This is a genomic window from Psychrobacillus sp. L3, from assembly GCF_042945595.1.
Taxonomy (GTDB): domain Bacteria; phylum Bacillota; class Bacilli; order Bacillales_A; family Planococcaceae; genus Psychrobacillus.
The window spans coordinates 3,112,275-3,136,087 of sequence record NZ_CP168493.1 but is presented as its reverse complement, the minus strand read 5'-3'; the positions used below and the strand labels follow the sequence as shown (position 1 = coordinate 3,136,087).

Here is a 23,813-nt window from a genome sequence, read left to right as displayed (position 1 = left end):
GCTGGACGTTTTTCGTTATCTATTATCAGAGGATATCCCTTTTCTCTCCATTTTTCCCCATTCCGCTTCCTTATGGCGAAATGATTTTAAGAGACCTTCTAATCGCCATATTACAATAAGGGGTCGGTACCAAAAGGATTCGGTTAAAGCCCAAAAAAATAATGATATTAAATGCCTTACCTTTGGGTATTTAAACATCGTCAATTCTTCTAGTAGAATGGATAAGGACGAAATAAAGGAGCCATATAATATTGTAACAAGCAAGATGATGCCAATGACGTAAGTATCTAAGAAACCAAATAATAGACCGCCAACAATTATGAAAAACCCCAAGATTTCCACAACTGCTCCTAAAAGTTCAACCATAAAAAAATAAGGGAAAGCAATAAATCCGATTAAGCCGTATTTAGGATTTAAAAACATTTTTTTATGTGCAAACAATGTTTCAGCTAATCCACGCTGCCATCGAACTCGCTGAGATTTTAAAACTTTTAGTGAGTCTGGAGCTTCTGTCCAACAAACAGGATCGGGAATGTATTTTAGTTGTAGGTCTAGGCTTTCTTCCTTAATCATTCGATGAAGCCGAACGATGAGCTCCATATCTTCTCCTACTGTAGCCACTTTATAGCCTCCAGATCGGATAACTGTTGTTTTGTGAAAAAGTCCAAATGCACCAGAAATGATTAGTAATTGATTAATTTTTGTAAATCCAAGTCTGCCGATAAGGAACGCACGGAAATACTCAACAATTTGTAGGATAACTAATGGATTTTTCGGTAGATCAATTGTTTCCACCTTACTTCGTGAAATGGTAGTCCCATTTGCAACCCGAACAGAACCACCAACTGCAATCGTTTTGCCCTCTGAATCGATTACAGGTTTCATCACCTTCAATAAAGCATCATTTTCTAGAATAGAATCTCCATCTATCGCACAGAAATAAGGATATTTTGATACATTGATTCCGCAATTTAGTGCATCTGCTTTTCCACCATTAGCTTTAGAAACGACTGTCACTAAAGAATAGATGCTCGATTTAAATGTTGCTCGAATGGGTTGGGTATCCATATGTTTGCGAATTGCTAAATCTACTTGTTCTAGTTTAAGTTCTTCTATTAATTTGGCAAGAGTATCATCTTTAGAGCCATCATCTACCACGATAATTTCATATTGAGGATAATTTAGTGCTAATAAAGAACGGACAGTACTAACAACACCAACAACTTCGTTATACGCAGGAACTATAATTGAAACGGGAAAAGTTCGTTCACTTATTGCAATATCTTCTAATGACTCCGTTTTAATCAGTTTTCCTTCTCTCAAAACATTTTTGATAGAAAGTAAAAACAAAAAAATATAACTTAGTGCAGTTACACCCATGTATATAATGACAAAGTAAGATGTGGCTTGAAATAGAAAAATAACAAAGTCTCTCAATTTGCACTACCTCTCTTTCCAGACGTAAGCCACTGTTTAGCCATATCTCTTGCAAAAGAATCAGTATGGCTAGATTCTACTTGGACAAGTTTTTCTTCTCCGAAAATATTTAGTAATGCTTCAGCAGCTGCATTGCGAACCCACCATTCTTCATCGCCTATTAATATTTCCAAATGGGCTTCAAATTGATCAGCCAATAATGCACCTGCTACTCTTGTTGAGAATAGTCGTTCTTCCCAAGATAGTGATTGAAAAAAAGGAACAAGTAAACCGATATCTTTCATATAATTGAGTCTATACAATCCTTTTAGTGCTTGTATGCGCATTTCCATGTTTTCGCTTTGTAGTTCTTTTTCTACCATCCATTGGTATTTAGTTTTTTTCATTAAACTAATAATATTAATGATAGCGAGTTGACAGGTAAAGTTTTTCATGTCATTTGAAATATGGATGGCTTCTTCAAAGTTTTCTGTATCAAACCGAGAGAAAACATCTAGGTATTGACTAACTTTAGTGTCAGGTGATTGATTCAAATAATAGACAAGTGTTAAATCATTTATAGCAGCTAAGGCCAGTATAGTTTGATTTTTTTCTTCGTCCCATTTGTTTAAATTTTGTAGCATCTTTTGTAATACTGGAAGTAGAGAGACAATTTTAAAATCCTCAATGAAATATAAGGTATTTACTCTAGTTGGCCAGTTTCCTTTTAATAATCGCTTTTTATAATGTTCCGTAAAGATGGAGATAGCAGCATCTTGTAACTTTCTTTGCATAATTGGATCATTAATATCTGTAATTGTTTCACTAAATATTCTTTCTGCAACTTCTATATTTTCAGGATTACATAGCTTATCTGGTAATGGTCGTCCTTCCTCATAAAGGAAATCTACAAATTCATTCAACGTCGCTTGATACAATTGTTCTTGCTTTTTATTTTTGCGATTTCGCTTTGTTTTTTTAATACTTAACAAAATAAGAAGAAGCAATTGACAACCAAATAAAATACCTACAGCATAGTAGAAATAGATGAATTCTATAGTCATGTAAATAACCTACTTGCGAGACGTTGAATACGAACGAGAACTTCTTGGGGATGGAACGGCTTAACCATATAATCATCTGCCCCTTTATTTAAAGCGTGTAAAATATCCTGATCATTTGTTCTCGAGGTTAGCATCGATATAATAATTCGATCTGAAGGAAAATTAGCTCGAATTTGATCCAGTACTTCTAACCCATCCATTTTTGGCATTACAATATCAAGCAATATAATATGGTAATCAGAAGGGTGGTACCAATCCGATTGTATAAACTCATAACCGTTTTCATGGGATTTTACATCTATTACAAAGCGTGGTGATTTCCAAGATTGGAATTGCTTTTGTAACATTTTGTTACTAAGTCTATTATCGTCTACAATAATTACGCGAACAGTCGGTAAAATGGAAGTGGTATCCATGTTGTTAAAAGAAATACATTTAGCATCATTTGTATGCTTTGCAACACTTAAAGCTTGTTTGGCATTTTCTACTAATTGATCTATTGAGTCATAGCTTCTAACCCATTCAGCAATCCCTGCATGGAATGAGAGATGAAAAGGGAGATTATCATGCTTATATATTACACTTTGTGAACTTTGCTTTAGTTGATTTGTTTTCCAAAGTGCCTTATCTGCATTTGTATCGCTTTGTAAAATTATAAAGGTTGCTCCATGTAGCCGGAAAAAGAAATCTTCTTCGGATAATTGAGATTGTATGAATTTACTAAACTGTGAAAGTACTTCATTTGTATACGTGTAACCAAATGACTCATTCATTTTTTGGAAATTTTGAATATCTAATAAGGAAATCGAAAACGCTTGGTTGGAACTATCGAAATCCTGAATCATAGTGGATGCTTTTTTCTCAAAGCTTAGTTGATTTAATGTACCAGTTAGCGGGTCTGAAGACTGAAGGGACACAATAGAATTCCTTACCTCAATTAAATTCGCAATGACTGCTTCTAATAAATCATTTTCTTCCGTAGGGAAAATTAAATCAAAAGCACCGTTTCGTACATAATTCGCTTTCTCTTCTGTATATTTATTTTCTATGTCTAAAACGACTATCGGGACCAAACGCTTTCTGGATTGTTCCTTCATTTGTGTTAAAAATTCAATTGTGGTCATATCAGTTAATTCAGTAGATACACAACAAAGATCGATTTCGTTTATCTGAAATTGTTGTATTCCTATTTGTCCCGTAGTAGCTATTAGGACAGTATATCCTTTGTTCTCTAAGTCCATTTTAAGTATAGAAGCGTCCGAAATATTATGAAGTACTAATAAAACAAAACCAATATTGTTCCTTTTTTGTGGAATTGGTTTACTTGTAAACATAAGTAGAACCTCCTTTGTATAGTAGATTAATAGTATTCTATTATAACATTAATACTTTTAATGCTCTCACCTGGACATTTGATTTGTGTGAATTATAAGTGACAGAATGCGTGAAAGAATTGTAGCAAAGAACTACCGAATCGTCTCTTCCATTTGTATGAACATTTACTTATACACAATTTTTTAAAGATTAGACATCAATGATGGAATATTTGGATTATAATAGGGTTAAAAGGAGTGTTTCTAATGTTAATAAAACCAAAAATGCTTCAAGCTGGAGATAAAGTAGCTACTATTAGTTTGTCATGGGGTGGAGCAGGAGAACCCGATTTGAAGTGGAGATATGAGCAAGGGGTAGAACGATTAGAAAAAGTTTTTGGATTAGAGGTCGTGGCTATGGCTAATAGCTTAAAAGGCGGAGATTATTTATATGAAAATCCAAAAGCGCGTGCAGAAGATTTAATGAATGCATTTAAAGACCCGACGATTAAAGGGATCATCTCGAATATTGGTGGAAGCGAAAGTATTCGACTATTACCATATATTAATTTTGATGTTATCCGTGACAATCCAAAAGTGTTTATTGGCTATTCGGATTCAACCGTGACACATTTATTTTGCCATAAAGCAGGAATTTCTTCTTTTTATGGTCCATCTGTGCTGGTGGACTTTGCAGAAAACGTGGAAATGCACGAGTATACTGTAGAGGCATTGAAAAAAACTGTATTCTCAAATGATGTAATTGGAGAAATAAAACCAGCAACTGAATGGACTAGTGAACGAGTAGAATGGATTATAGAGAACAAGCATACACAAAGACGAATGAATTCGAATAAAGGCTATGAATTGCTTCAAGGTTCCGGACTAGTGCAAGGTAGATTAATCGGCGGCTGTATCGAAGTGTTAGAATTTGCGAAAGGAACTTCACTTTGGCCAGAAGCATCTTATTGGAAAGATAGTATTTTATTCTTTGAAACTTCGGAAGATATGCCAGAGCCGACTCTTATCGAATATTGGTTGCGGAATTATGGTTCTCAAGGAATTTTACAAAATGCAAAAGGAATTGTTTTTGGAAAACCTCAAAACGAAAAATATTATGAGGAATATAAAACATCTATTTTGAGAATTATGAAAGAACTTGATTTGAACGAGTTACCGATTCTTTATAATATGAACTTTGGACATACAGAACCTAAATTCGTTCTTCCGTATGGAGTTATTGCAGAAATTGATTGTGAAAATGTTACATTTTCTATTTTAGAAAGTGGAGTTGAGTAATAGATGTCTTCTTATATTGTAATAGGTGGTGGGATTTTAGGGGCTTCAACTGCCTATCATCTTGCGAAAGAAAACGCAAAAGTGACACTCGTGGATCGAATGGATCTAGGACAGGCAACTGATGCTGCAGCAGGCATTATTTGTCCGTGGATTTCACAAAGAAGAAATAAAAAATGGTATGAGCTTGTGAAAAATGGAGCGAAGTATTATAGCCAACTTGTTGAGGATCTCGAAGATTTAGGAGAGACAACTACTGGTTATAAAAAAGTAGGAGCAATTGCACTTCAAAATGAGGAGAAAAAGTTGCGTAAAATGTTAGAAAGAGCTATAGAAAAGCGTGAGGATGCCCCAGAAATAGGCGAACTTAAAATACTCACACCAGAAGAAACAAAAGCACTTTTTCCACTTATTTCAGAAGATTTTTCCTCTCTCTATGTAGAAGGAGCAGCACGTGTAGATGGCCGTGCGATGAGAGATGCATTAATTCGAGGGGCAAAAAAGCTAGGAGCAGAAGTAATTTATGGAGAAGCGGATATTTCTAATGGGGTTTTATTGATAGATGGAAATCCTTGTGATGCGGAGGTAATCATTTTAACAACAGGGGCTTGGGGGAATGAACTTCCTTCCAAATTAGGGGCCGATATGAAAGTAAGTTTTCAAAAAGCCCAAATTATGCATTTTAGGATAGAAAACAAGGCTACTGGAGATTGGCCAGTCGTATTACCTCCTACAAATCAGTACTTGCTCGCATTTGATAATGGGAAAGTTGTGGCTGGTTCCACATATGAAGAAAATACAGAATACGATATAAGTGTAACAGAAGCAGGAAAATTAGAATTAATAGAGAAATCTACTAGTACTGCAAAAGTATTGGAAACTGCATTTATCGAGGAAGTGCGAGTAGGATTCAGACCATATACACCAGAATTTCTTCCTATTATAGGAAAGATACCTGGTTTTGAATCCATTTATTTTGCAAATGGCTTGGGAGCTTCGGGATTAACTGCTGGACCATTTGTGGGAGCAGAGCTAGCTAGATTAGTTTTAGGAAAGAAAACTGTGCTGGATTTATCAGTATACGCACCGGTTTGAGTTATTAAAGGGATGGGGGAAAAGGGATGAATTATTCTCAAGTGGAAGAAGAAGTAAATGATATGAGTGTGGTGGAAGCCTTAGAAAAAAACTTAGCTATTATTCGTTTCGACTTAAATCGACGAGTTGCATACGTAAATGATAACTTTGCAAATGAACTTGGCTATACGAAGGATAAGGTGATGGGGATGAACCATCGAGAATTGTGTTTTCCTAAGTATGCAAGCACTCTTGAATATGAACAGTTTTGGCGAGATTTATTTGCAGGAAAGACCCTTCATAATAAAGTAGAACGTAAAGATGCAAATGGAAATAGTGTGATGCTTGAAGCAACATATATGCCGATATTTGGAGAAAGAGGCAAAGTTTTAGGCGTAACAAAAGTTGCTACTAACGTAACCGACCGACATCAAACGATTATGGTTGTCACAAATGAATTAAATGATATGTCAGAAGGACTAAACGAACGTGCGGAAGCAGGCATGAAAAGAAGTCAAGAGCTCTTGGAGACGATAGATGAAATTGCAAAGGGTGCGAAAGAAAGCACAGCTACTTTGGGGAGTTTACAAGTTCAAGCAGACTCTATTCGAGGTATTGTGCAAACAATTAGAGAAATTGCTGCTCAGACAAATTTATTGGCATTAAATGCAGCGATAGAAGCTGCACGTGCAGGCGAGCATGGGCGCGGATTTAATGTCGTTGCACAAGAGGTACGCAAACTAGCAGCAAGAGTGGAGGCTTCTATAGTAGAAGTACGTGAAAATATTGAAGGCATTGCAAAGCAAGTGAATAAAGTAACGCAAAGTAATGGGAAATCACAACAAAGCATTGAAAAAAGCCAAGACGAAATTCGAATTGCATTAGAAGAATTTAAAGAAATCTCCAAAGCATCCGAAAAACTAGAAGCGCAAACTGCCCATTTCGTAAAACTCATCTAAGCATTTATGACAAGTATGTTACAAGTGCCTGGCACTAGTAACACCTTTGTAACAATGGGATGGTTCTGAATATTTTCGCCAAAACATGCTACACTGTATAGTGATATTGGAGGGGAAGATGTTGAGTAATCATTCGATTGGTTATATTGAAATTAAGCGGGAAATCGATTTTTTTTATCAAATGCAGCATATTGAACTGCAATTTGAGCTCCAACTAAATTTGGGTGGAATTACTTCTGCGCGACATCAGTTTGAGCTTGAACATGTTCTTGATGTCTCGCATAAACCATTTTCTTTTGGCGGAGGTATTTTGTATTTACATACAAACCAAGGTGTTTTTCCCTACAATATTCAAGAGGATCCCGCCTATTTTATCCATGCCTTCAAGTCTTTAAAAAGCAATAAATAAATAATTTCAAATTAAATATTGCACTGAATTTTACGAATCATCGAACATTTAAATGTATTATTGTAATTGACCTCTATCGTGCTATAATGAGAAATATTCTAATAGCACTTTCTCGTATAATCGCAGGAATATGGCCTGCAAGTTTCTACCGGCTTACCGTAAATGAGCTGACTATGAGTGGCAATACAATAATAGAGTTATGGCATCTTTTGTCATATTCTTTTATTTCTGTTCGAATTTTCAGCTCGAATGGCATTGTTCCACTCCTAATATGGATGGACACAATGTCTTCGAGCTTTTTTGTGTTCGTCAATTTAAAATTGAAGGGGATCCTCTAATTATGAAACTATTAAAAGAAAAAATCGTGCAGCATGGTAAAGTTCTATCCGAAAATGTATTAAAAGTGGATACGTTTTTAAATCATCAAATTGACCCAGTATTGATGCAAGAGATTGGTGAAGAATTTGCTAGTCGTTATAAAGATGCAGGGATTACTAAAATAGTAACAATTGAATCATCTGGGATTGCACCTTCTATGTTTGCTGGTTTAACACTTGGAGTTTCTGTTGTTTTTGCAAGAAAACGTAAGTCTTTAACCCTATCTGATAATTTATATTCATCACAGGTACATTCTTTTACAAAAAATGAAACGAATGATATTTCTGTTTCGAAGGATTTCATTGGTAGTGAAGATGTTGTTTTAATCATTGATGACTTTCTTGCGAATGGACAAGCGGTGCTTGGTTTGTTGGATATTGTGAAGCAAGCAAATGCTAAAACTGCTGGGGTTGGAATTGTGATTGAAAAAGGATTTCAAACTGGTGGTGAACTTATTCGGGCACGTGGAATTCGCGTAGATTCACTTGCGAATATTAAATCGTTAGCAAATGGAAAAGTGGAATTTTTTGAGGAGGATTCCACTAGATGAACAATACAATGAAAAATACCACACTTGGTATCCAACATCTTCTTGCCATGTATGCAGGGGCTGTTATGATTCCATTAATAGTTGGGGCATCGTTAGAGCTCCCATCTGATCAATTAACTTATTTAGTTGCAATTGATATTTTAATGTGTGGTGTAGCGACCATCTTGCAAGTAATGAGTAATCGATTTTTTGGAATTGGTCTTCCTGTTGTATTAGGATGTACTTTTACTGCGGTTGGTCCGATGATCGGTATTGGAAAAGAGTATGGGATTTCCTCTATATATGGTGCTATTATCGTTTCTGGTATTTTTGCTATTGTTACTAGTGGAGTTTTTGGTCAACTTGTGAAGTTCTTTCCCCCAGTTGTTACTGGTTCTGTTGTAACGATTATTGGAGTTACTCTAATTCCAGTTGCTATTACGAATATGGGTGGAGGCCAAGGAGCAGAAGACTTTGGGGCGACTTCAAATATTCTATTAGCATTTGGTACTTTACTTTTTATCGTGTTACTTTACCGTTTTTCGACGGGATTTGTTAAATCTGTTTCTATTTTACTTGGGTTGGTTGCGGGTACAGTTACATCCATAGTTATGGGGAAAGTAGATTTTACAGCTTTTAAAGAGGCTAATTTTTTTCATATGGTACACCCTTTTTATTTCGGGACGCCTACATTTGATTTGGCGCCAATTATTACGATGATTTTAGTGGCAATGGTTTCGTTAGTTGAATCTACTGGCGTTTATTTTGCCATTGGAGATATAGTAGATAAAAAAATATCAAAAAAAGAATTATCTAAGGGGTATCGTGCGGAAGGTATTGCTGTATTACTAGGTGGTATTTTTAATTCATTTCCATATACTACTTTTTCTCAAAACGTTGGACTCCTACAAATGTCGGGAGTTAAATCCAAAAACGTTATTTATATTACAGGTGGTATGCTGATAGCACTTGGGTTCATTCCTAAAATTGCCGCAATCACAACGATTATCCCAGTGTCTGTACTTGGCGGTGCGATGTTGGCTATGTTTGGAATGGTTGTATCACAAGGAATTAAGATGCTTAGCAAAGTAATTACGGCTACGGACTCCCAAGATAATGCGATGATAATAGCTTGTTCCATTGGGATGGGACTTGGAGTATCTGTAGTACCTAACTTATTTGAATCTCTTCCATCTGGCATTCAAATTTTGACAAGTAATGGGATTGTTGCAGGAAGTATGACAGCAATTATATTGAATATATTATTTAATATGCTTCCTTATAAGAAAGTAAAACAGCTTAAAACTGAATAAATTTTACCTTGAATATCCCACATATTCTAAGGTAAAATATGTTGAAATGTCGCCTACTTTTCTATGTATTTAGATAAAGGAGGCGACATTTTTTTATGCGAAAAAGAGTACATTTAAGAAACACAAATGATGAGGATATTTTAGTTGGGTTTACATTTAAGCAAGCATTTGACTATTTTTACTCTGCAAAGAAATCAGAGGAAATGAGAAAGACTACTTTAATAACTTATACAGAACACTTCAATTTTTTTATGAGTTGGCTAAAAAATTCTTCTTATGATATTACACTCGTATCTGAATTATCTGTTCAAGTAGTACGTGACTATATTAACTATATGAGAGAGAATCATTACAACTTTAAAAGTAAAGTAAACGGATTATCTTCCCAAACAATCAACGCAAGAATTCGTTTTTTAAAAACTTGGTATTCCTTCTTAGAAAAAGACAAGCTAATAGCTGATAATATTATGTTTTCAATTAATTATTTAAAAGTAGATGAGAAAAAATCGAATTTACTTACAGAAAAAGAGATGAAAATATTACTAAATACACCAGACAAACGTTTTATGTCGCAGTGGAGGGATTTAGTGATTATGTTTGTGCTATATGATTCCGCTTTAAGAATATCCGAAGCTATATCACTCAATCAGTCGGATATAGATATTGTGAGAAGGCAGATTATCTTACCAGGGGAGAAAGCCAAAGACAGAAGAATTAGAGTTGTACCAATTTCAAATCACACTATAAAGCTACTTATTAAACTTATAGATGAGAATAACAAAAACTTTCCAAATTGTAATGGAGTGTTTCTTAACTGGTTTGGTGAAAGGATGGCAGTAGATACTTTTAGAAGAAATTTAAAGCGGTATGTCGCTAAAGCAGGGATTACAAAAGAATTTTCTTGTCATGATTTCAGACGACAATCTGTAACTGAAATGTTGAAGAATGGAGCATCTGTATTCGCAGTGCAACGAATAGCAGGGCATTCGCAGATATCGACTACAAAGCGTTATGTTCATTTTGATGAAGATGTAATTAGAGAACAACACGACTTATACAGTCCAATAAATAAATTGAAGTTTTAGTATGCACAAAAGTGGATTAAGTCCTCAAATTTCCATAGGAACAAAGGCAATTGAGTATTGAAAATTACTACAAGATTACCATGTTTCTAAAAGAATTCAATCATTTATTTGATTGGATTCTTTCTTTTGTTCCTATCATTCTTTATCTTCTAGGAGCAGCTACAAATACAACTAGCCAGTCTGATGCAAACTCTCTCTTATGATTGAAGGACGGGGGGGCGTTTACAGGAAAGTGGGTTATATCATTGATTGTACATGCTTGGACTGATGCAGATAGAAAATAGGAAAAAAATTAAATTACGATACGAAGGTAAATTGAATAAGTTCAGACTTTAAATCACCTTGTTGTTCAAAAGTGAAAATTCTACTTGTAGATAAGCCTACCAATGATGTAATAAGAAATAATTACTGAATCCCTTAAGTGGGACAAAAAGAATAATCTCTCTATATCCCACCCCAAACATGTATGTATAGCCGAACAATAAATATTGGAGATTTTGTACCTTATGATTACAAACAGTAGTTTAGATGATAGCTTTTTCATTGTGGATTAATCACAGTAAATACGTTATAACTTTTGGAAAAACTGAGAGAAATAATTAGGGGCATATATCATGTGTATTTGTATTGCAATGCAATAGTAAAATATCCAACGATAAACAGTAACTATTTAAAAGTGGAGTTATTTGAATTGTACATAAAAGTTGAATAAATCCTAAAATGATTAAATACGGAAAAGTTGTGTCTAAAATGTGTCTAAAACAAATGGGTTTGAGAAAAAGAATTAAAAACTTGTGTTAAATCAATAATTATTAAACAGCTAATGCCTTTAGAGGATACAACGGTGAAATTAATAACGAATGATTAAGGTTTTGGAATATAGTAATTCCTTAGCTTTTATTTTGTATTCCCGTTAGTTAAATCTAAAGGAGAAATAAATATGCAAAAAACAAATGAGGTACAAGCAACAGAAGATTTTACAGTAAAGGTTATGTTTGATAGAAAATATTTTAGTCAAAAACCAAGCAATGATGATGCGAAAGGTATTAACTATCGTATTGCTTATGGTTTAACAACAGTGACTATTAAACAATTGGCAGATGAAGTTGGTAGGGGTAGGGCGTTTATGGCAGGTACATTAACTGAAAAAAATGGTGTACTTAGGCGTTCAATTAATAATTGGCACTCTCAACAAGTAATAGCACTAGATTTTGATGATGGATTTACATTAAAAGCAGCATTGAACGATGAGTTTATTCGTTCAAACGCTGCTTTTTTATATACATCTTTTAGTCATTCAGAAGCCTTACATAAGTTTAGAGTTGTATTTTTTCTTGATTCAGTCATAACGAAGTATACAGAATTTAAAAGTGTTATTAGGTATCTTTTTGCAAAATATCCGCAAGTAGATAAGGCTTGCAAAGATGGAAGCAGAATATTTTATGGTGGTCGAGAAGTGTATTGGATTAAAGAGACAAATAGATTAAATAGTAAGTTTTGTATTACTGAATCCCTTAAGTGGGACAAAAAGAATAATCTCTCTATATCCCACCCCAAACCCCCTGCTTCGCCCAAAAAGAAAAATACTCGAAAATCTAAACCTAAAATACTTAGTACTTCTAATATTGAACTAATCAAAAACAAAGATGTACAAGGTATGAAAGAGTTAGTAAGTATTGAGCCTAGAACGTTGAAGCAATCAAAATTTGAAGACTTTTTAAAGCAAATGAGTCTGCCAGAGTACTTAGGTATTTACAATTATAAATCATTTAATGATATCTTCCATGATGAGCTAAATCCAAGTGCATCTATATATAGTATCAAGTGGTACTGGGCATTGGTTATACAAGTGCTTCTCAAGTAGTTCTCCATTTTTAGGTTCTATTATTAACGTAACTGCGCAAATTCAACAATCAACAAGAGAAGAAGCCTTAACATTCCTTTGCAGTGTATATGAAATTACAAATGTTAATGCAGAAGCGATTGAAGAGCACAAACAACGATACTTTCAGTATATTGATTATCTTGCATCTGATATGTTAATAGATGAATATCCGAACTTGTATAAACTATTAACACGAGGTAAAAGTTTAGGTGCATTAGTACAGCTTTTGTCATATGTTAGCAATAATATAAATGATGAAAAAGCTATTCGTAACATCGCATTCCATAAAGTTGAAACATTTGCAAAGGAATTGTGTATCGGTAAATCTAGCATGGGACGTAAGATAAACTTATTTACGATTTTAGGGTTTATGAAAAAGTTGGATAATAGTGAAATTGAAGAAGGACTCTTAAAGAAGCTAGAACAGAAAAAGAAAGAAAATAACTATGCTTATCGCAGTTCAGTATATGAGTTTCCAATTTTAAATATGGAGCAGTTAAGTGATATGGAAGATTTTGCGGCAGCCTGGTTAGATAGTGGTCTTTCAATAAAAACAGTCACATTTGAAGGGATATACAGAAGTTTTGGTAAGGAAGAGGCAGAAAGATGTTTCCCTCAAGATAAAGGGAAGGTTATTTCTGATTCACATGATGAAAACGTAATGGAACTTCATCGAGTAATTTTAAAGCAAGTAAATGAGCGTGGATGGACTACTAAGAAAGATATTATCGAAGCTGTGAAGTTTAATGGTAGAAATACGAAATTGAAAAAAGAAGATGTTTTGAAGATAGCATTAAAAGAAGTGTTAGATACTTATGGGTTAGAAAATATTCCCCTCAATAAAAAGCTGAAGGAAGAAATGAACATTACTGAAGAAGAAATGTCTCTACGTAGCTTTCCGAAGATTATCCGTAAAATACAATAAGTACTTTATTTTGCTTTAAAAAATCAATTTTGTTGTAAAATAAATAGGAAGATTGAAATTAATAGAGGTTTCTTAAACATTGAGTACTGACATTTTAATAGGCTATGTTAAAGGTAAGGTTGATTTTTCGTAAAATGGAATTATGACAACTACCCTATATATATATAACTGGATATTTATGTTAAAATAAATATAAGATTGTGAAAGTGTTCACTTCAACTAACGCAGCAGGTTAGTTGAAGAAGGAATCTAATAAAGAGCATAATTAAATAACACATTAGACCTTCGGATGAGGTGGAATATTTAAAAAATTGATACTATTAATGTAATCATTCAAAAAGAGGTGTTATATTTGATAAAAGGCTTATATGAAGCACATTTGCCAGTGAAAAATTTAGACATTTCATTGGAATTTTATAAGAAATTGGGTTTGAAAATGGCTTGGCGTGATGAAGACACTGCTTTCTTTTGGATTGAAGAAGGTAAAAGCTGGTTGGGTTTGTGGGAAGGGAATGAGTATCAAACTCCATACCACCCTTCTTTACGACACATTGCTTTTCAAGTTTCATATGAAGATTTAAAAGAGTCTTTAAAATGGTTAGATTCTATCAAAGTTGAGGGTGTGCCATTTGGGGGTAGAAAATCTATTGAACCATTTATTCGACCACATCAAGGGAATGCCTCAGTTTATTTTAATGACCCAGATGGAAACAGTTTAGAATTGATGTGTTATGTTGAAGTTCCAAATAATTTAAAACATATTACAGAAAAGTTGTCCTTTGAAGATTGGGAGAAAATAGCGAAAATAGATTAAAATGATAGAAGGCATAATATATTTTTCTTAATACTTCATTTAACAAGGATAAAATTATAGATCATTGAGCTACATAGGTGGCTCTTTTTCTTATTAATCTAAAGCAGCAGGATAGTGGAACAAAATGATTTTTTTGAGGGTGAAGGATAATAATATTGAACGGAGGAACTAAATTGGAATATGTTTTAGATCATGTTGGAATTGCTGTTAGAAGTATTGATGATGCTCTTCCCTTTTATCTTAATGTATTAAACGGATTATTAGAGGACCGTTATACAAGTGATACACCTGGTGTTGAAGTACACGTTGCTGTTGTCAGAACCAATGATAAAGTAATTGAATTACTGGAACCAACCAACAAGAACTCTCCAATGGCTCGGTTTATAAAGCAACGAGGAAAAGGGGTGCATCATATTGCATATCGAGTTGACGATTTGGACAAAGCAATACTCGAGGCTAGTAAAAAAGGAGTTCGTTTTCTAGAGGACACACTACGTACTAACACGCGTGGAAGAAGGCTCATTTATGTTAATCCCGCATCAACTGATGGAACTTTAATTGAACTTTGTAGCTATTTGAATAACTAAAGAAAAATTAACTTGAATTTTCTTAATTGGTAGAAGCAATTCAAAGAAACAATATGGGGAATTAACGTGAACTTTAAATAAACTATAACGTTGTTCAACTAACGGTGCAGGTTAATTTAAGTGCTATTATTCACAATCTGTATTATTAAATGTCCTTTTCCTCCACACAAAAAGACTCCCACCACATGAAAAAGGAGAATGAATTCATTATGAAATCATCCCCTCAAATAGTTTGAATATGCTTATACTGATATTATTCATCAATGACTTGCTAAACGTTTTTCAAAATCCGCCCTAAACAACAGAATAGCATCAATATTTACAGCAAAATCGTGGTCACTGATATTAAAATTAGTTGTAAACTCGTCAGACTTCTCACGAACCATAATTGTCGGACGGATATTGTCTCCAATAGCGTCCTTAGTTACGGCACTTCCATAGAAATACCAGTTAGTTTGAGTAGGCACATTTGCTGCATTCTTAGATAAGTCATTTTTTATTAATTCGCATAATTGAACCATAAAATCTTCATTAAGCTTAATGGTTTTTCCATGCTGACCATCAACAGATATATCAGCATATCCATACCAAATATTCCTGCTTGTATACTTTCCGTCATTTGAAGTGTATGTTTCATCAAACAAAATCTTCATTTCATTACCCTCCGTTAGTATAAAATTTCTTTACACTATTATACACCAATTAGAAAATGCAAAATAGCTTGCCGTTAGTCTCACTAAACTTGTAAGAGTTAGGCAAAGCTAACGTCATGGTAGGGTTCATCCTAAAGTTGTGAGTTAGAATGGTGTCTAATTGGAATGTATTTTTGGACATTAAAGGCGGTCACCATAACAACGGAAAAAGGGATGAGTGCACTGCATGATCCTGTGTTTCTTATAAACAGTATTCAATTTTTAATTGGAGTTATTATCCAGTTCATTTATCTAGCATTGATATTCGTGATTTCCATATTTAAACCGTGGGGCTAGAGGACAAAGAAAAATCGGTCAAATCTGGTTTAAAAATAAAGGCTACCCAATCTTTGTGAAGGATTACACTTAAAGTAACGGAGTGCTTTAGTAAAATATCGTAGGGTTACCATAGGGAACTCTTTTTCTTATTAAACTAACGGGGTAGTTTAGTTGAACAAGGGATTAACAAGTATAACTATTTGAAAAATTTGAATGATGTTATAATTTGTATGTAAGGGGGAGATTTGAAATGGTGAAAAATAAGGGTTTTGAATGGTTTGGTTTTATTATTGTTATCGTATCTATATTTGCTAATGGTTCTTTTCGTACAGATGGTATTACAACTGGTACGGGAATAAACTTAAGTGTAATTGGAATAATTGTGGGTGCAATTATTGCTTTTACTTTTTTCTTTATTAGGAAATTTGGAAATAAAGCAGTAAGTAATAAATCGGTAAATTAACATTTTATTTTATCGCAATTTTTTCACTAATGGGTGCTTTACTTCAATAAGAGAAAGAACAATTACTCTGTTCCTCTAGGGTTATATTTTATCTTTTATTTCTTCTCTTTAATTGGATTAAAGTTATTAATATACCTAAATTTATTGCTATTAGAATAGGAAATCCAAAGTAAAGAACGTAAAGTATCCAGTTCAATGCATCCTTTTCAGAAAGTAATTCCATTTTATTCACCTCAAGTAAGCGTATGAAGAAAACTATACTAAGATGCACATTACGACCATAATGAGAGAAGGTGCTTCTTCAAGTAACGGGTGCTTTAGCAAAATATGACCATCATTTGGATGGTCTATTTTTATGTCCAAAACATTAAGTTGATCTCAGATATGCTTTGTGAAATGTTACACTTAAACTAAAGCAGCAGTTTAGTTGAATAAAGAATGTCGCTGCCTGTCCCATATAAAGACGTTTTAACCAATATAGAAATGCTTAATGATGGTTTCACAACAAACGTTCAGCAATAGCTTCTGAGCGTATAATTCCTTGAATTTAAAACATTTTCCGTTAAAAATGGGAATAATTTAAAATAAAATAGCATCGAGTGAATATTGTCCTGCTCCCGTAAGAGCTACACCAATTGCTACAACTAATACAGTATTCATATCCATCCTTTGTAATCCAGTAACCATTTGGTCCGTGAACTTTTAAAATCCCTCCTACCATTGTTCCAGCAATCACAATGCCTGCAAGTGGGGTAAGTAACCCTAACGCAAACATAGCTCCACCACTTTCGCCTGAGGGATCGAAGCGACCTCGAGCGGCTGGCGCGAATGCCTAGACACTGATAAAAAAACTTATACTTTCTTATTTAAAAAAACAATATGTGCACTTGATTTGCACATATTGCCTTCAATTTTATTAGCGAATTGTTTTCAATGCAGTTGTCCAAGGGATAACTTGGTCTAACATTTGGTTTACAGAAGCTGCTTGCACTTCAGCTGGTTTGAATACTGTACCGTTTTCGAAGTCAGTAAATAGTGATAACGCAGGATGTACACGGACATGTGCTACAAGTAATTCACTTAAAATACCGCGTAAATGCTCTGCAGCACGTGCACCACCAACTGAACCGTATGATACGATACCAGCAGCTTTGTTATTCCACTCTTCACGTAAGTAATCTAAAGCATTTTTTAATGCACCTGTGATCGAGTGGTTGTATTCCTGAACAATGAATACAAATCCGTCACAACCATTAATGCTCGCTGACCAAGCTGCTGCGCCTGATGCATCGCCACCTGGTTCTCCTAATAGTGGTAATTTGAAGTCTGCGATGTCAATGATTTCATATGAAGCGTCTCCGCGTTTGTCTGCTAGTTCTTTTACCCATTTCCCTACTTGTGGACTAACCCGTCCTTCACGTGTACTACCTAAAACAATCCCAATTTTCAACATTTTATTTGCTCCTTTAATTATCTTTATTTTATTTGTTCGTTGAAGAGTTAATCAAATTCATTCAACTATTTCCATAAATCTTTAATCTACTGGAGTTACGAATTTACCATCCCGATAATCCTGATAAGCCTGTTGTATTTCTTCTTCTGAATTCATTACGAAAGGTCCCTTTGCTACAACAGGTTCTCTGAGAGGTTCACCTGCAAAAAGAACAAGTCGTAATTTTTCGTTTGCAGAAATGTTAATACTGCTCATTTCCCCATCATTTGCGGAGCCTAGCCACATTGCTTGCCCTTTTTTCCCCTCAACTTTATTTTCACCAAATGTTCCGCTTCCTTCTAATACATAAATATAGCCATTATAGGTGCCAGGAAGGTCTTGACTAATGGATGCTCCTTCTTCCAACACCATTTCTACAAACGTGACAGGTGCGTAATTCAGGGTGTTCGATACAGTATCTCCAGAAGAACCTGAATATACTCGAATTAAGGCACCGTTCTCTTGTCTAACAGGCATATCTTTTGCGTACATATTTTGATAACGGGGTTTTACCATTTTATATTTACGAGGTAGATTAACCCAAAGCTGAAGAATATGAGCTGTTTCACCGTCAAGTGGTGATTCATTATGAATCACTCCTCTGCCAGCAGTCATAAATTGGAAGTCCCCTTTTTCTAGGATTCCACCCTCCCCCGTAGCATTGTCATAATGAGTAAGTTTTCCGTCAAGGATAAATGTTATGGTCTCCATACCACGATGAGGATGTTCACTAAATGCTCCTTTTTGAAATTTATCTTCCATTAGTAAAAAGAATGGGTCATAATCTACCCAGTTGCCAGGTTCAAGGATAGGACTTGCGGTATGAATATTGCTATTTTTTTGTTCGGTTACTGTCCATACTTTTTTTATTTCACGACGTTTAATATTGTCGGTATTCATATTATTTGCCCCCTTTTCATATTCATCATAAACCCTTATAATCAATAATGTAAGTATGCACTTTGAAGTAATATAGTATACAAAAAGATACTATTGGAGGTAAAGATGAAAATAATACCTGAAAATTGTAAAGTACACGATGCTCTTTCCATCTTGATTGGGAAATGGAAGCCCACCATCTTATTGTATCTAATGTGGGAAGGCACAATGAGATATGGAGAATTAAAAAAAGCACTTGTCGGCATTACCCCCAAAATGCTAACAAATCAATTACGAGAACTAGAGGAGGAGGGGATCATAAGTCGAAAGGTATATCGTGAAGTCCCACCTAAAGTGGAATATTCTATAACTGAGTATGGAATGACATTGAAGCCGACTTTAGATTCAATGCACGAATGGAGTATGGAACATAAAAATAGAAAATCGGAAATTGAAAATACAACGGATTAACATTTCCTTCCTTGTGATAATGAAGTCATAAATACATTTTCTAATTTTGTTCTTCAACTACCATGGAAGAACGTAATTCATTCATTGGATGGGGGATGGACGAAATTTTGATAGTATATTTAAGGGAAGTCAAAAGAGTTAATTATGACAAGAGAAATAGTAATCTAGAGGTCTAAAAAATGAAAATGATATTTATCCTTCTTCAACTAACGGAGTGCTTTACTTCAAGAAGGATTTGCAATTGAGAGGAAGTGAAAGTTGATGGATAGGGAAAAGAACCTTTACCTTTATATTGCCATTGGACATATAGGCACTTTATTAATAATAATTGCTTGTGTAAGGTACATTTTAATCATAGATGATATCACGGGACGTGGACTTACAATGTTTGGACTTATTTTTATCATAAATAGTTTAAGATTTATGGAATCCAAACTTCTTACAGTAAAAGAAAGACGAATTGTTGATTGGTCATTCTTTAGTGTGACGGTAATAATTTTTATAATTGGTTTCACTTTCGTATAAATATCATCTTAATTGAATCATTTTCAACTAACGGGTGCTTTACTTCAAGAAGGAGTAAAGCATTTTTTACTTACGACGCTGTTTAGTTGAATAAGGAGTAGGTATTTTTTTAATCGAATCAAAGCACTTTATTAAACATAGGAGGTAATCTTTTGGATAAAAAAACAAGTCTAATTTTAGGGTCGTTATTCTTTTTAACTAGTGGACTAATTTTTACGATTGAACGCTTAACTGCATATATTTATTGGTCAGCACAAATAAATACTGGAACGTGGGATACTATTCCACAAACAATGCCATTATCCGATAACCTTTTTACAGGGCTATTTTTCCTTGTTGGAATTGTATTTATTATTGTGTCTTTCAAGAAGGAAAGGTAATTAAACTAACGGGTGCTTTACTTCAATAAGGAGTAGAGCCTTTTTTACTAACGGGGCAGTTTAGTATAACAAGTACTGACTTGAAACATTGTTTTTATGTTAATTAATTTAAGGGGGCGATTTATTGAATAAAGTAGCTTTGATATTTTTATTAATGGTTTTCTTGTTGATTGGTTGCCAAGTAACAGATTCCAATACGATTACATTGGAAGAAACGCTATCTTCATTTGAGGAACAAGAAATGTCACTTATAGACAGTAAAGTTAACGATAAAAACATTTTTGTAATGAAACTTAACGGAGTCAGACCTTCTGTTTATGAATTGGATGGTAAGATGTTATCGGTTTATATCTATGATTCAACTAAAGAACGAGAGAATGGTTTGGAGGATTTTCGTAAAAAAACGGAACTTGCCAATTTGATTTCATATAAAGTGTATGAAGTAAAAAATGTGATTCTTTTTTATGTGTATGAAAAAAACCTAAATAGTGAAATAGACAGTAAGATACAAAATGTTGTGAGCAAATTAAGTGAGGGTTAGTTCATTTTGTGTTAATTTTCGTGGTAATTACAGCAACAACAGTAATATACATTTTCTTATTCAACTAACGGGTGCTTTACTTCAAGTAGGAGTAAAGCCTTTTTTACTATTAGGGCATTTTAATTCAATAAGTCTAATGGTTATTTGTGGTAAAATATATAAAAAAATGTTGGTTAATTTATTAATATTTTTTAAGTAGGGAGGAAAAATGTATGAAACTAAGATTAACTTTGGGGATATTTTTGACGTTAACCCTAATAGGATGTTCTAATACTACTCAGAGTGTATCGGAATATCCAAATTCTTCATTAAATAAAAATCAACAAACATCAGTTAATAAGAATTATTCCAAAGATGACGCAATAGCAACATTTAAGGAGAATAAAGATTATGGTAAATATGAAATAACTGATTATGTATTAGTGAAAGATGATAAATTACCAATGTTAAAGGCGGTTATTTCTTTTTACGATAATATAGATAATAATAGTTGCAATCTTGCTTTTATTTACGGAGATACGATTCAAAAAATGGGTTTTGCAGAAAATGAAGTAGATGGTGTAAAAACTTACGAATTTGCTGATAATAGTCGGCTAACTTATGTCGGGGATGGTACGGTAACAACATCAATTCGTAAAATAGAAACAAATGAAATAATAGACTATAAAATTACCTTCTCATATGAAGAGTCAACATTAACAACGAATTTTAATGTTGTAGCGGAGAAACCAACAAAATGAGTGAAATTGACAAATCTATATCTTATGAAGAGATTGTGAAATTATACACTTAAACTAACGGGTGCTTTAGTAAAAAAAGACCTCAAAATAAAATGAGCATGGAGATACTTTTCCAAGCTCATTTTTTATGCACATTTTTAAATCAACCTTTACCTTTAACATAGCTTTTTAATATATAAATTTTAGAGCGAAATAATCATTTAGGTTGTTTCGTTTTTTTAATGACGCACCATATTATTTAATTCGTTTGAAGTATAATAATGCGACTGCTCCATTTTGAGCTAAAGAGCCAATGAAATCACAATTTCATTGACAAAAAATGAGCTTGAAAATATTAAATGCTCCTCGTAATTTAACAAAAGCCCCCTTCAGCTTAACTATGAAACCCGAAGATAAAACTTTTTAATTTTATGTTGGCAATTTTATTGAATTCAAAAAATTCTGTTACAACCTTTTTATTATTGTAGATAAATAGTAGAATAATAGCGAAGGCTAGTTCTGTCTAAATTGAAAACTTAAAAGTTAAATCATTTTGAAAAGAGGGCTAACGTGACAATTCCTAATTCACAACTAAGTACATGGTCTAATGAAGGGGCAACTGCTACACCAAAGGCACTACGAGAAAAAATTGAAGGGATTTTGCGAGGAGAAAAATCCCTCATTACGAATAAAAATTCTGTATCAATATATCTTCAAGGTTCATATAGAAACAGTACAAATATATATGGAAATAGCGATGTAGATATTGTTGTACAAACAAATAACGTATTTTATGGTGATTCATCTGAACTTTCAAGCGAGAAGAAAGAAATATATGCTTCTCAAACAAATTCAAGTCAATATACATGGGCAATCTATAAGAAAGAAGTTCTAGACACTTTGATAAATTATTTTGGTTCGAACCTTATTGAAATAGGAAATAAATCAATCAAAATTAATACGGGAAATTATGAGGCTGATGTGGTCCCTTGCATTCAGTACAGAAAATACATTGACTATGGGTACTCGACAGATTCACAAATTTTTTTAGAAGGCATGAAATTCTATACTACAGAGGAAAATAGGGAAGTTATCAATTATCCAAAACGCCATTATTCATATGGAGCTGAGAAAAATCAACAAACAGGAGAAATGTATAAAAAAACAATAAGAATTTTCAAGAATATAAAAAGCAGATTAGTTACTTCTGGGAAGTTAGATAGAAACACTGCTCCTTCTTATTTTGTTGAAAACCTTTTATACAATGTTCCAAATGATAAATTTATTAGGAATGATTTTAGTCAAACTGTATTCAATTTATTGAAATGGCTAGGTGACAATAGAAACAACTTATCATCATGTATTTGTCAAAATAAAACCATCATTTTGTTTGGTGTTGCTCAAGAACAGTGGAATGAAATTGATGCCAGAAAATTTATTAATGAATGTATAACATTATGGAATGAGTGGGGTAACTGATGCATCAGTATAGTATTGATTATGATAGAAAATTAATTTATTTTATGTTAGTTATCATTTCAATTTCCTTAACAAGTTTTATTAATTATGTTTTTACTATTAGTCATATCGAAATATCAGTTATAGGTTTTACTATATTCGGATTAGTATTTCTACTCTTCGATAAATACTTATGGAAATGGGGTATCTTTTATAAAATAGGTATAATAAAGACTCCTAATCTTAATGGTACATGGGAAGGGACACTTTCCTCCTCATATCATGAATTTAAATCAGAGATGCCAGCATGTATTGTTATAAAACAAACGTGGACTCATATTTTTATTTCAGGAATTTTTAATCAATCAAAGTCTTATAGTATTAGCGCAAATTTAGATATTAATAATGGTGCAAGAACGGTATTAAGGTATGTGTATTTGAACAAAAATAATCTGGTGAAATCTGATGGAACTATGGGTGAGCACAGTGGAATGGCAACATTAGAATTTACATTAGATGAGGGTGAGTTAGAAGGGAAATATTATAATGAGCCACCTCAAAACGTAAATTACGGTGTACTTAAATTACAAAAACAAATCAAAAAGTAATCCCTTTTGAAACAAGTGTTTTTTTTGTCTTTGTAGATACTTAAAAATGAAAGGTGGTGATTTTATATATGAATAAAAAAAAGTGATTTAAAGTATCTTGAAAGAAATAGAAAAGGAAATGAACCGAAACAAGCTGATTACAAACTTGATTTATTACAATGGGCTGAAATCTTTACCAATTAATATTTTAGCAAAAAATAAGTGCAATATAATAATTCATTAAAACCTTGAAAAAAGGAATATAAACAAAGATATAGAG

26 protein-coding genes, 1 pseudogene and 1 riboswitch are annotated in these 23,813 nt (G+C 33.5%); of the genes and pseudogenes, 20 read left to right on the top strand and 7 right to left on the bottom strand.

Annotated features, from left to right (window positions below):
• Positions 1-15: 15 nt before the first annotated feature.
• From ACEPXD_RS15750 to ACEPXD_RS15740, 3 genes are read right to left on the bottom strand one after another with little or no spacing between them, the layout of a single operon-like run.
• Positions 16-1,380 (bottom strand): glycosyltransferase family 2 protein, encoded by a 1,365-nt coding sequence (locus ACEPXD_RS15750; RefSeq protein ID WP_391123300.1) that lies wholly within the window; start codon positions 1,378-1,380, stop codon positions 16-18.
• A 53-nt stretch (positions 1,381-1,433) separates the two neighbouring features.
• Complete coding sequence (locus tag ACEPXD_RS15745; protein WP_391117423.1) at positions 1,434-2,480, bottom strand: HEAT repeat domain-containing protein; 1,047 nt, start codon at positions 2,478-2,480, stop codon at positions 1,434-1,436.
• A complete protein-coding gene (locus tag ACEPXD_RS15740) occupies positions 2,477-3,814 on the bottom strand; it encodes a response regulator (protein WP_391117422.1) in 1,338 nt (445 codons plus the stop codon). Before ACEPXD_RS15740 ends, ACEPXD_RS15745 begins: the two co-directional genes overlap by 4 nt.
• Positions 3,815-4,060: 246 nt before the next feature.
• Between ACEPXD_RS15740 and ACEPXD_RS15735 the strand changes: the two genes are divergently transcribed.
• The 12 genes from ACEPXD_RS15735 (at position 4,061) to ACEPXD_RS15680 (ending at position 15,047) form a co-directional block, all read left to right on the top strand.
• Entirely contained in the window at positions 4,061-5,092 is a 1,032-nt protein-coding gene (locus ACEPXD_RS15735; RefSeq protein ID WP_391117421.1) for a S66 peptidase family protein, read from the top strand.
• Positions 5,093-5,095: 3 nt separating this feature from the next.
• A complete protein-coding gene (locus ACEPXD_RS15730; protein WP_391117420.1) occupies positions 5,096-6,184 on the top strand; it encodes an NAD(P)/FAD-dependent oxidoreductase in 1,089 nt (362 codons plus the stop codon).
• Between the two features lie 26 nt (positions 6,185-6,210).
• Positions 6,211-7,122 carry a methyl-accepting chemotaxis protein gene (locus ACEPXD_RS15725; RefSeq protein ID WP_391117419.1) on the top strand — a complete coding sequence of 304 codons (912 nt, stop codon included), beginning with the start codon at positions 6,211-6,213 and terminating at the stop codon, positions 7,120-7,122.
• A gap of 118 nt (positions 7,123-7,240) precedes the next feature.
• Positions 7,241-7,531: a hypothetical protein gene (locus ACEPXD_RS15720; RefSeq protein WP_391117418.1), complete on the top strand. Its 291-nt coding sequence runs from the start codon at positions 7,241-7,243 to the stop codon at positions 7,529-7,531.
• A gap of 92 nt (positions 7,532-7,623) precedes the next feature.
• A riboswitch (purine riboswitch) is annotated at positions 7,624-7,725 on the top strand.
• A gap of 146 nt (positions 7,726-7,871) precedes the next feature.
• Entirely contained in the window at positions 7,872-8,459 is a 588-nt protein-coding gene (locus tag ACEPXD_RS15715; RefSeq protein ID WP_391117416.1) for a xanthine phosphoribosyltransferase, read from the top strand.
• Between the two features lie 8 nt (positions 8,460-8,467).
• Positions 8,468-9,751, top strand: a complete 1,284-nt coding sequence (locus ACEPXD_RS15710; protein ID WP_391123297.1) for a nucleobase:cation symporter-2 family protein — start codon at positions 8,468-8,470, stop codon at positions 9,749-9,751.
• A 95-nt stretch (positions 9,752-9,846) separates the two neighbouring features.
• Positions 9,847-10,836: a tyrosine-type recombinase/integrase gene (locus ACEPXD_RS15705; protein WP_391117414.1), complete on the top strand. Its 990-nt coding sequence runs from the start codon at positions 9,847-9,849 to the stop codon at positions 10,834-10,836.
• A gap of 80 nt (positions 10,837-10,916) precedes the next feature.
• Complete coding sequence (locus ACEPXD_RS15700; protein WP_391117412.1) at positions 10,917-11,039, top strand: hypothetical protein; 123 nt, start codon at positions 10,917-10,919, stop codon at positions 11,037-11,039.
• A 737-nt stretch (positions 11,040-11,776) separates the two neighbouring features.
• The gene (locus ACEPXD_RS15695; RefSeq protein ID WP_391117410.1) at positions 11,777-12,700 is read left to right on the top strand and encodes a hypothetical protein; all 924 of its coding nucleotides are present in this window, start codon (positions 11,777-11,779) and stop codon (positions 12,698-12,700) included.
• On the top strand, positions 12,639-13,646 hold the full coding sequence (locus ACEPXD_RS15690) for a hypothetical protein (RefSeq protein ID WP_391117408.1): 1,008 nt from the start codon (positions 12,639-12,641) through the stop codon (positions 13,644-13,646). The genes ACEPXD_RS15695 and ACEPXD_RS15690 overlap by 62 nt, the downstream gene beginning before the upstream one ends.
• Before the next feature lie 352 nt (positions 13,647-13,998).
• On the top strand, positions 13,999-14,460 hold the full coding sequence (locus ACEPXD_RS15685) for a VOC family protein (protein ID WP_391117406.1): 462 nt from the start codon (positions 13,999-14,001) through the stop codon (positions 14,458-14,460).
• A 173-nt stretch (positions 14,461-14,633) separates the two neighbouring features.
• The gene (locus ACEPXD_RS15680; RefSeq protein ID WP_391117405.1) at positions 14,634-15,047 is read left to right on the top strand and encodes a VOC family protein; all 414 of its coding nucleotides are present in this window, start codon (positions 14,634-14,636) and stop codon (positions 15,045-15,047) included.
• Between the two features lie 260 nt (positions 15,048-15,307).
• Here ACEPXD_RS15680 and ACEPXD_RS15675 read toward each other — a convergent pair whose 3' ends face one another.
• Entirely contained in the window at positions 15,308-15,700 is a 393-nt protein-coding gene (locus tag ACEPXD_RS15675) for a hypothetical protein (RefSeq protein WP_391117402.1), read from the bottom strand.
• Between the two features lie 568 nt (positions 15,701-16,268).
• Between ACEPXD_RS15675 and ACEPXD_RS15670 the strand changes: the two genes are divergently transcribed.
• Complete coding sequence (locus ACEPXD_RS15670; RefSeq protein WP_391117400.1) at positions 16,269-16,481, top strand: hypothetical protein; 213 nt, start codon at positions 16,269-16,271, stop codon at positions 16,479-16,481.
• Between the two features lie 579 nt (positions 16,482-17,060).
• Here ACEPXD_RS15670 and ACEPXD_RS15665 read toward each other — a convergent pair.
• The 3 genes and pseudogenes from ACEPXD_RS15665 to ACEPXD_RS15655 form a co-directional block, all read right to left on the bottom strand.
• Positions 17,061-17,265: pseudogene (locus ACEPXD_RS15665) on the bottom strand (DoxX family protein); the annotation flags it as partial.
• A gap of 132 nt (positions 17,266-17,397) precedes the next feature.
• Positions 17,398-17,934, bottom strand: a complete 537-nt coding sequence (locus tag ACEPXD_RS15660) for an NADPH-dependent FMN reductase (RefSeq protein ID WP_391117398.1) — start codon at positions 17,932-17,934, stop codon at positions 17,398-17,400.
• An 81-nt stretch (positions 17,935-18,015) separates the two neighbouring features.
• Positions 18,016-18,873 (bottom strand): pirin family protein, encoded by an 858-nt coding sequence (locus ACEPXD_RS15655; protein ID WP_391117396.1) that lies wholly within the window; start codon positions 18,871-18,873, stop codon positions 18,016-18,018.
• 105 nt (positions 18,874-18,978) lie between these two features.
• Between ACEPXD_RS15655 and ACEPXD_RS15650 the strand changes: the two genes are divergently transcribed.
• From ACEPXD_RS15650 to ACEPXD_RS15620, 7 genes are all read left to right on the top strand, one after another.
• A complete protein-coding gene (locus tag ACEPXD_RS15650) occupies positions 18,979-19,323 on the top strand; it encodes a winged helix-turn-helix transcriptional regulator (RefSeq protein WP_391117394.1) in 345 nt (114 codons plus the stop codon).
• 261 nt (positions 19,324-19,584) lie between these two features.
• Complete coding sequence (locus tag ACEPXD_RS15645; RefSeq protein ID WP_391117392.1) at positions 19,585-19,848, top strand: hypothetical protein; 264 nt, start codon at positions 19,585-19,587, stop codon at positions 19,846-19,848.
• Between the two features lie 152 nt (positions 19,849-20,000).
• On the top strand, positions 20,001-20,228 hold the full coding sequence (locus tag ACEPXD_RS15640) for a hypothetical protein (RefSeq protein ID WP_391117390.1): 228 nt from the start codon (positions 20,001-20,003) through the stop codon (positions 20,226-20,228).
• Between the two features lie 124 nt (positions 20,229-20,352).
• Positions 20,353-20,769: a hypothetical protein gene (locus ACEPXD_RS15635; protein WP_391117388.1), complete on the top strand. Its 417-nt coding sequence runs from the start codon at positions 20,353-20,355 to the stop codon at positions 20,767-20,769.
• A 212-nt stretch (positions 20,770-20,981) separates the two neighbouring features.
• Positions 20,982-21,509: a hypothetical protein gene (locus ACEPXD_RS15630; protein ID WP_391117386.1), complete on the top strand. Its 528-nt coding sequence runs from the start codon at positions 20,982-20,984 to the stop codon at positions 21,507-21,509.
• A 549-nt stretch (positions 21,510-22,058) separates the two neighbouring features.
• Positions 22,059-22,967 (top strand): nucleotidyltransferase, encoded by a 909-nt coding sequence (locus tag ACEPXD_RS15625; protein WP_391117384.1) that lies wholly within the window; start codon positions 22,059-22,061, stop codon positions 22,965-22,967.
• Between the two features lie 44 nt (positions 22,968-23,011).
• Positions 23,012-23,554 (top strand): hypothetical protein, encoded by a 543-nt coding sequence (locus tag ACEPXD_RS15620; RefSeq protein WP_391117382.1) that lies wholly within the window; start codon positions 23,012-23,014, stop codon positions 23,552-23,554.
• Positions 23,555-23,813 lie beyond the last annotated feature (259 nt).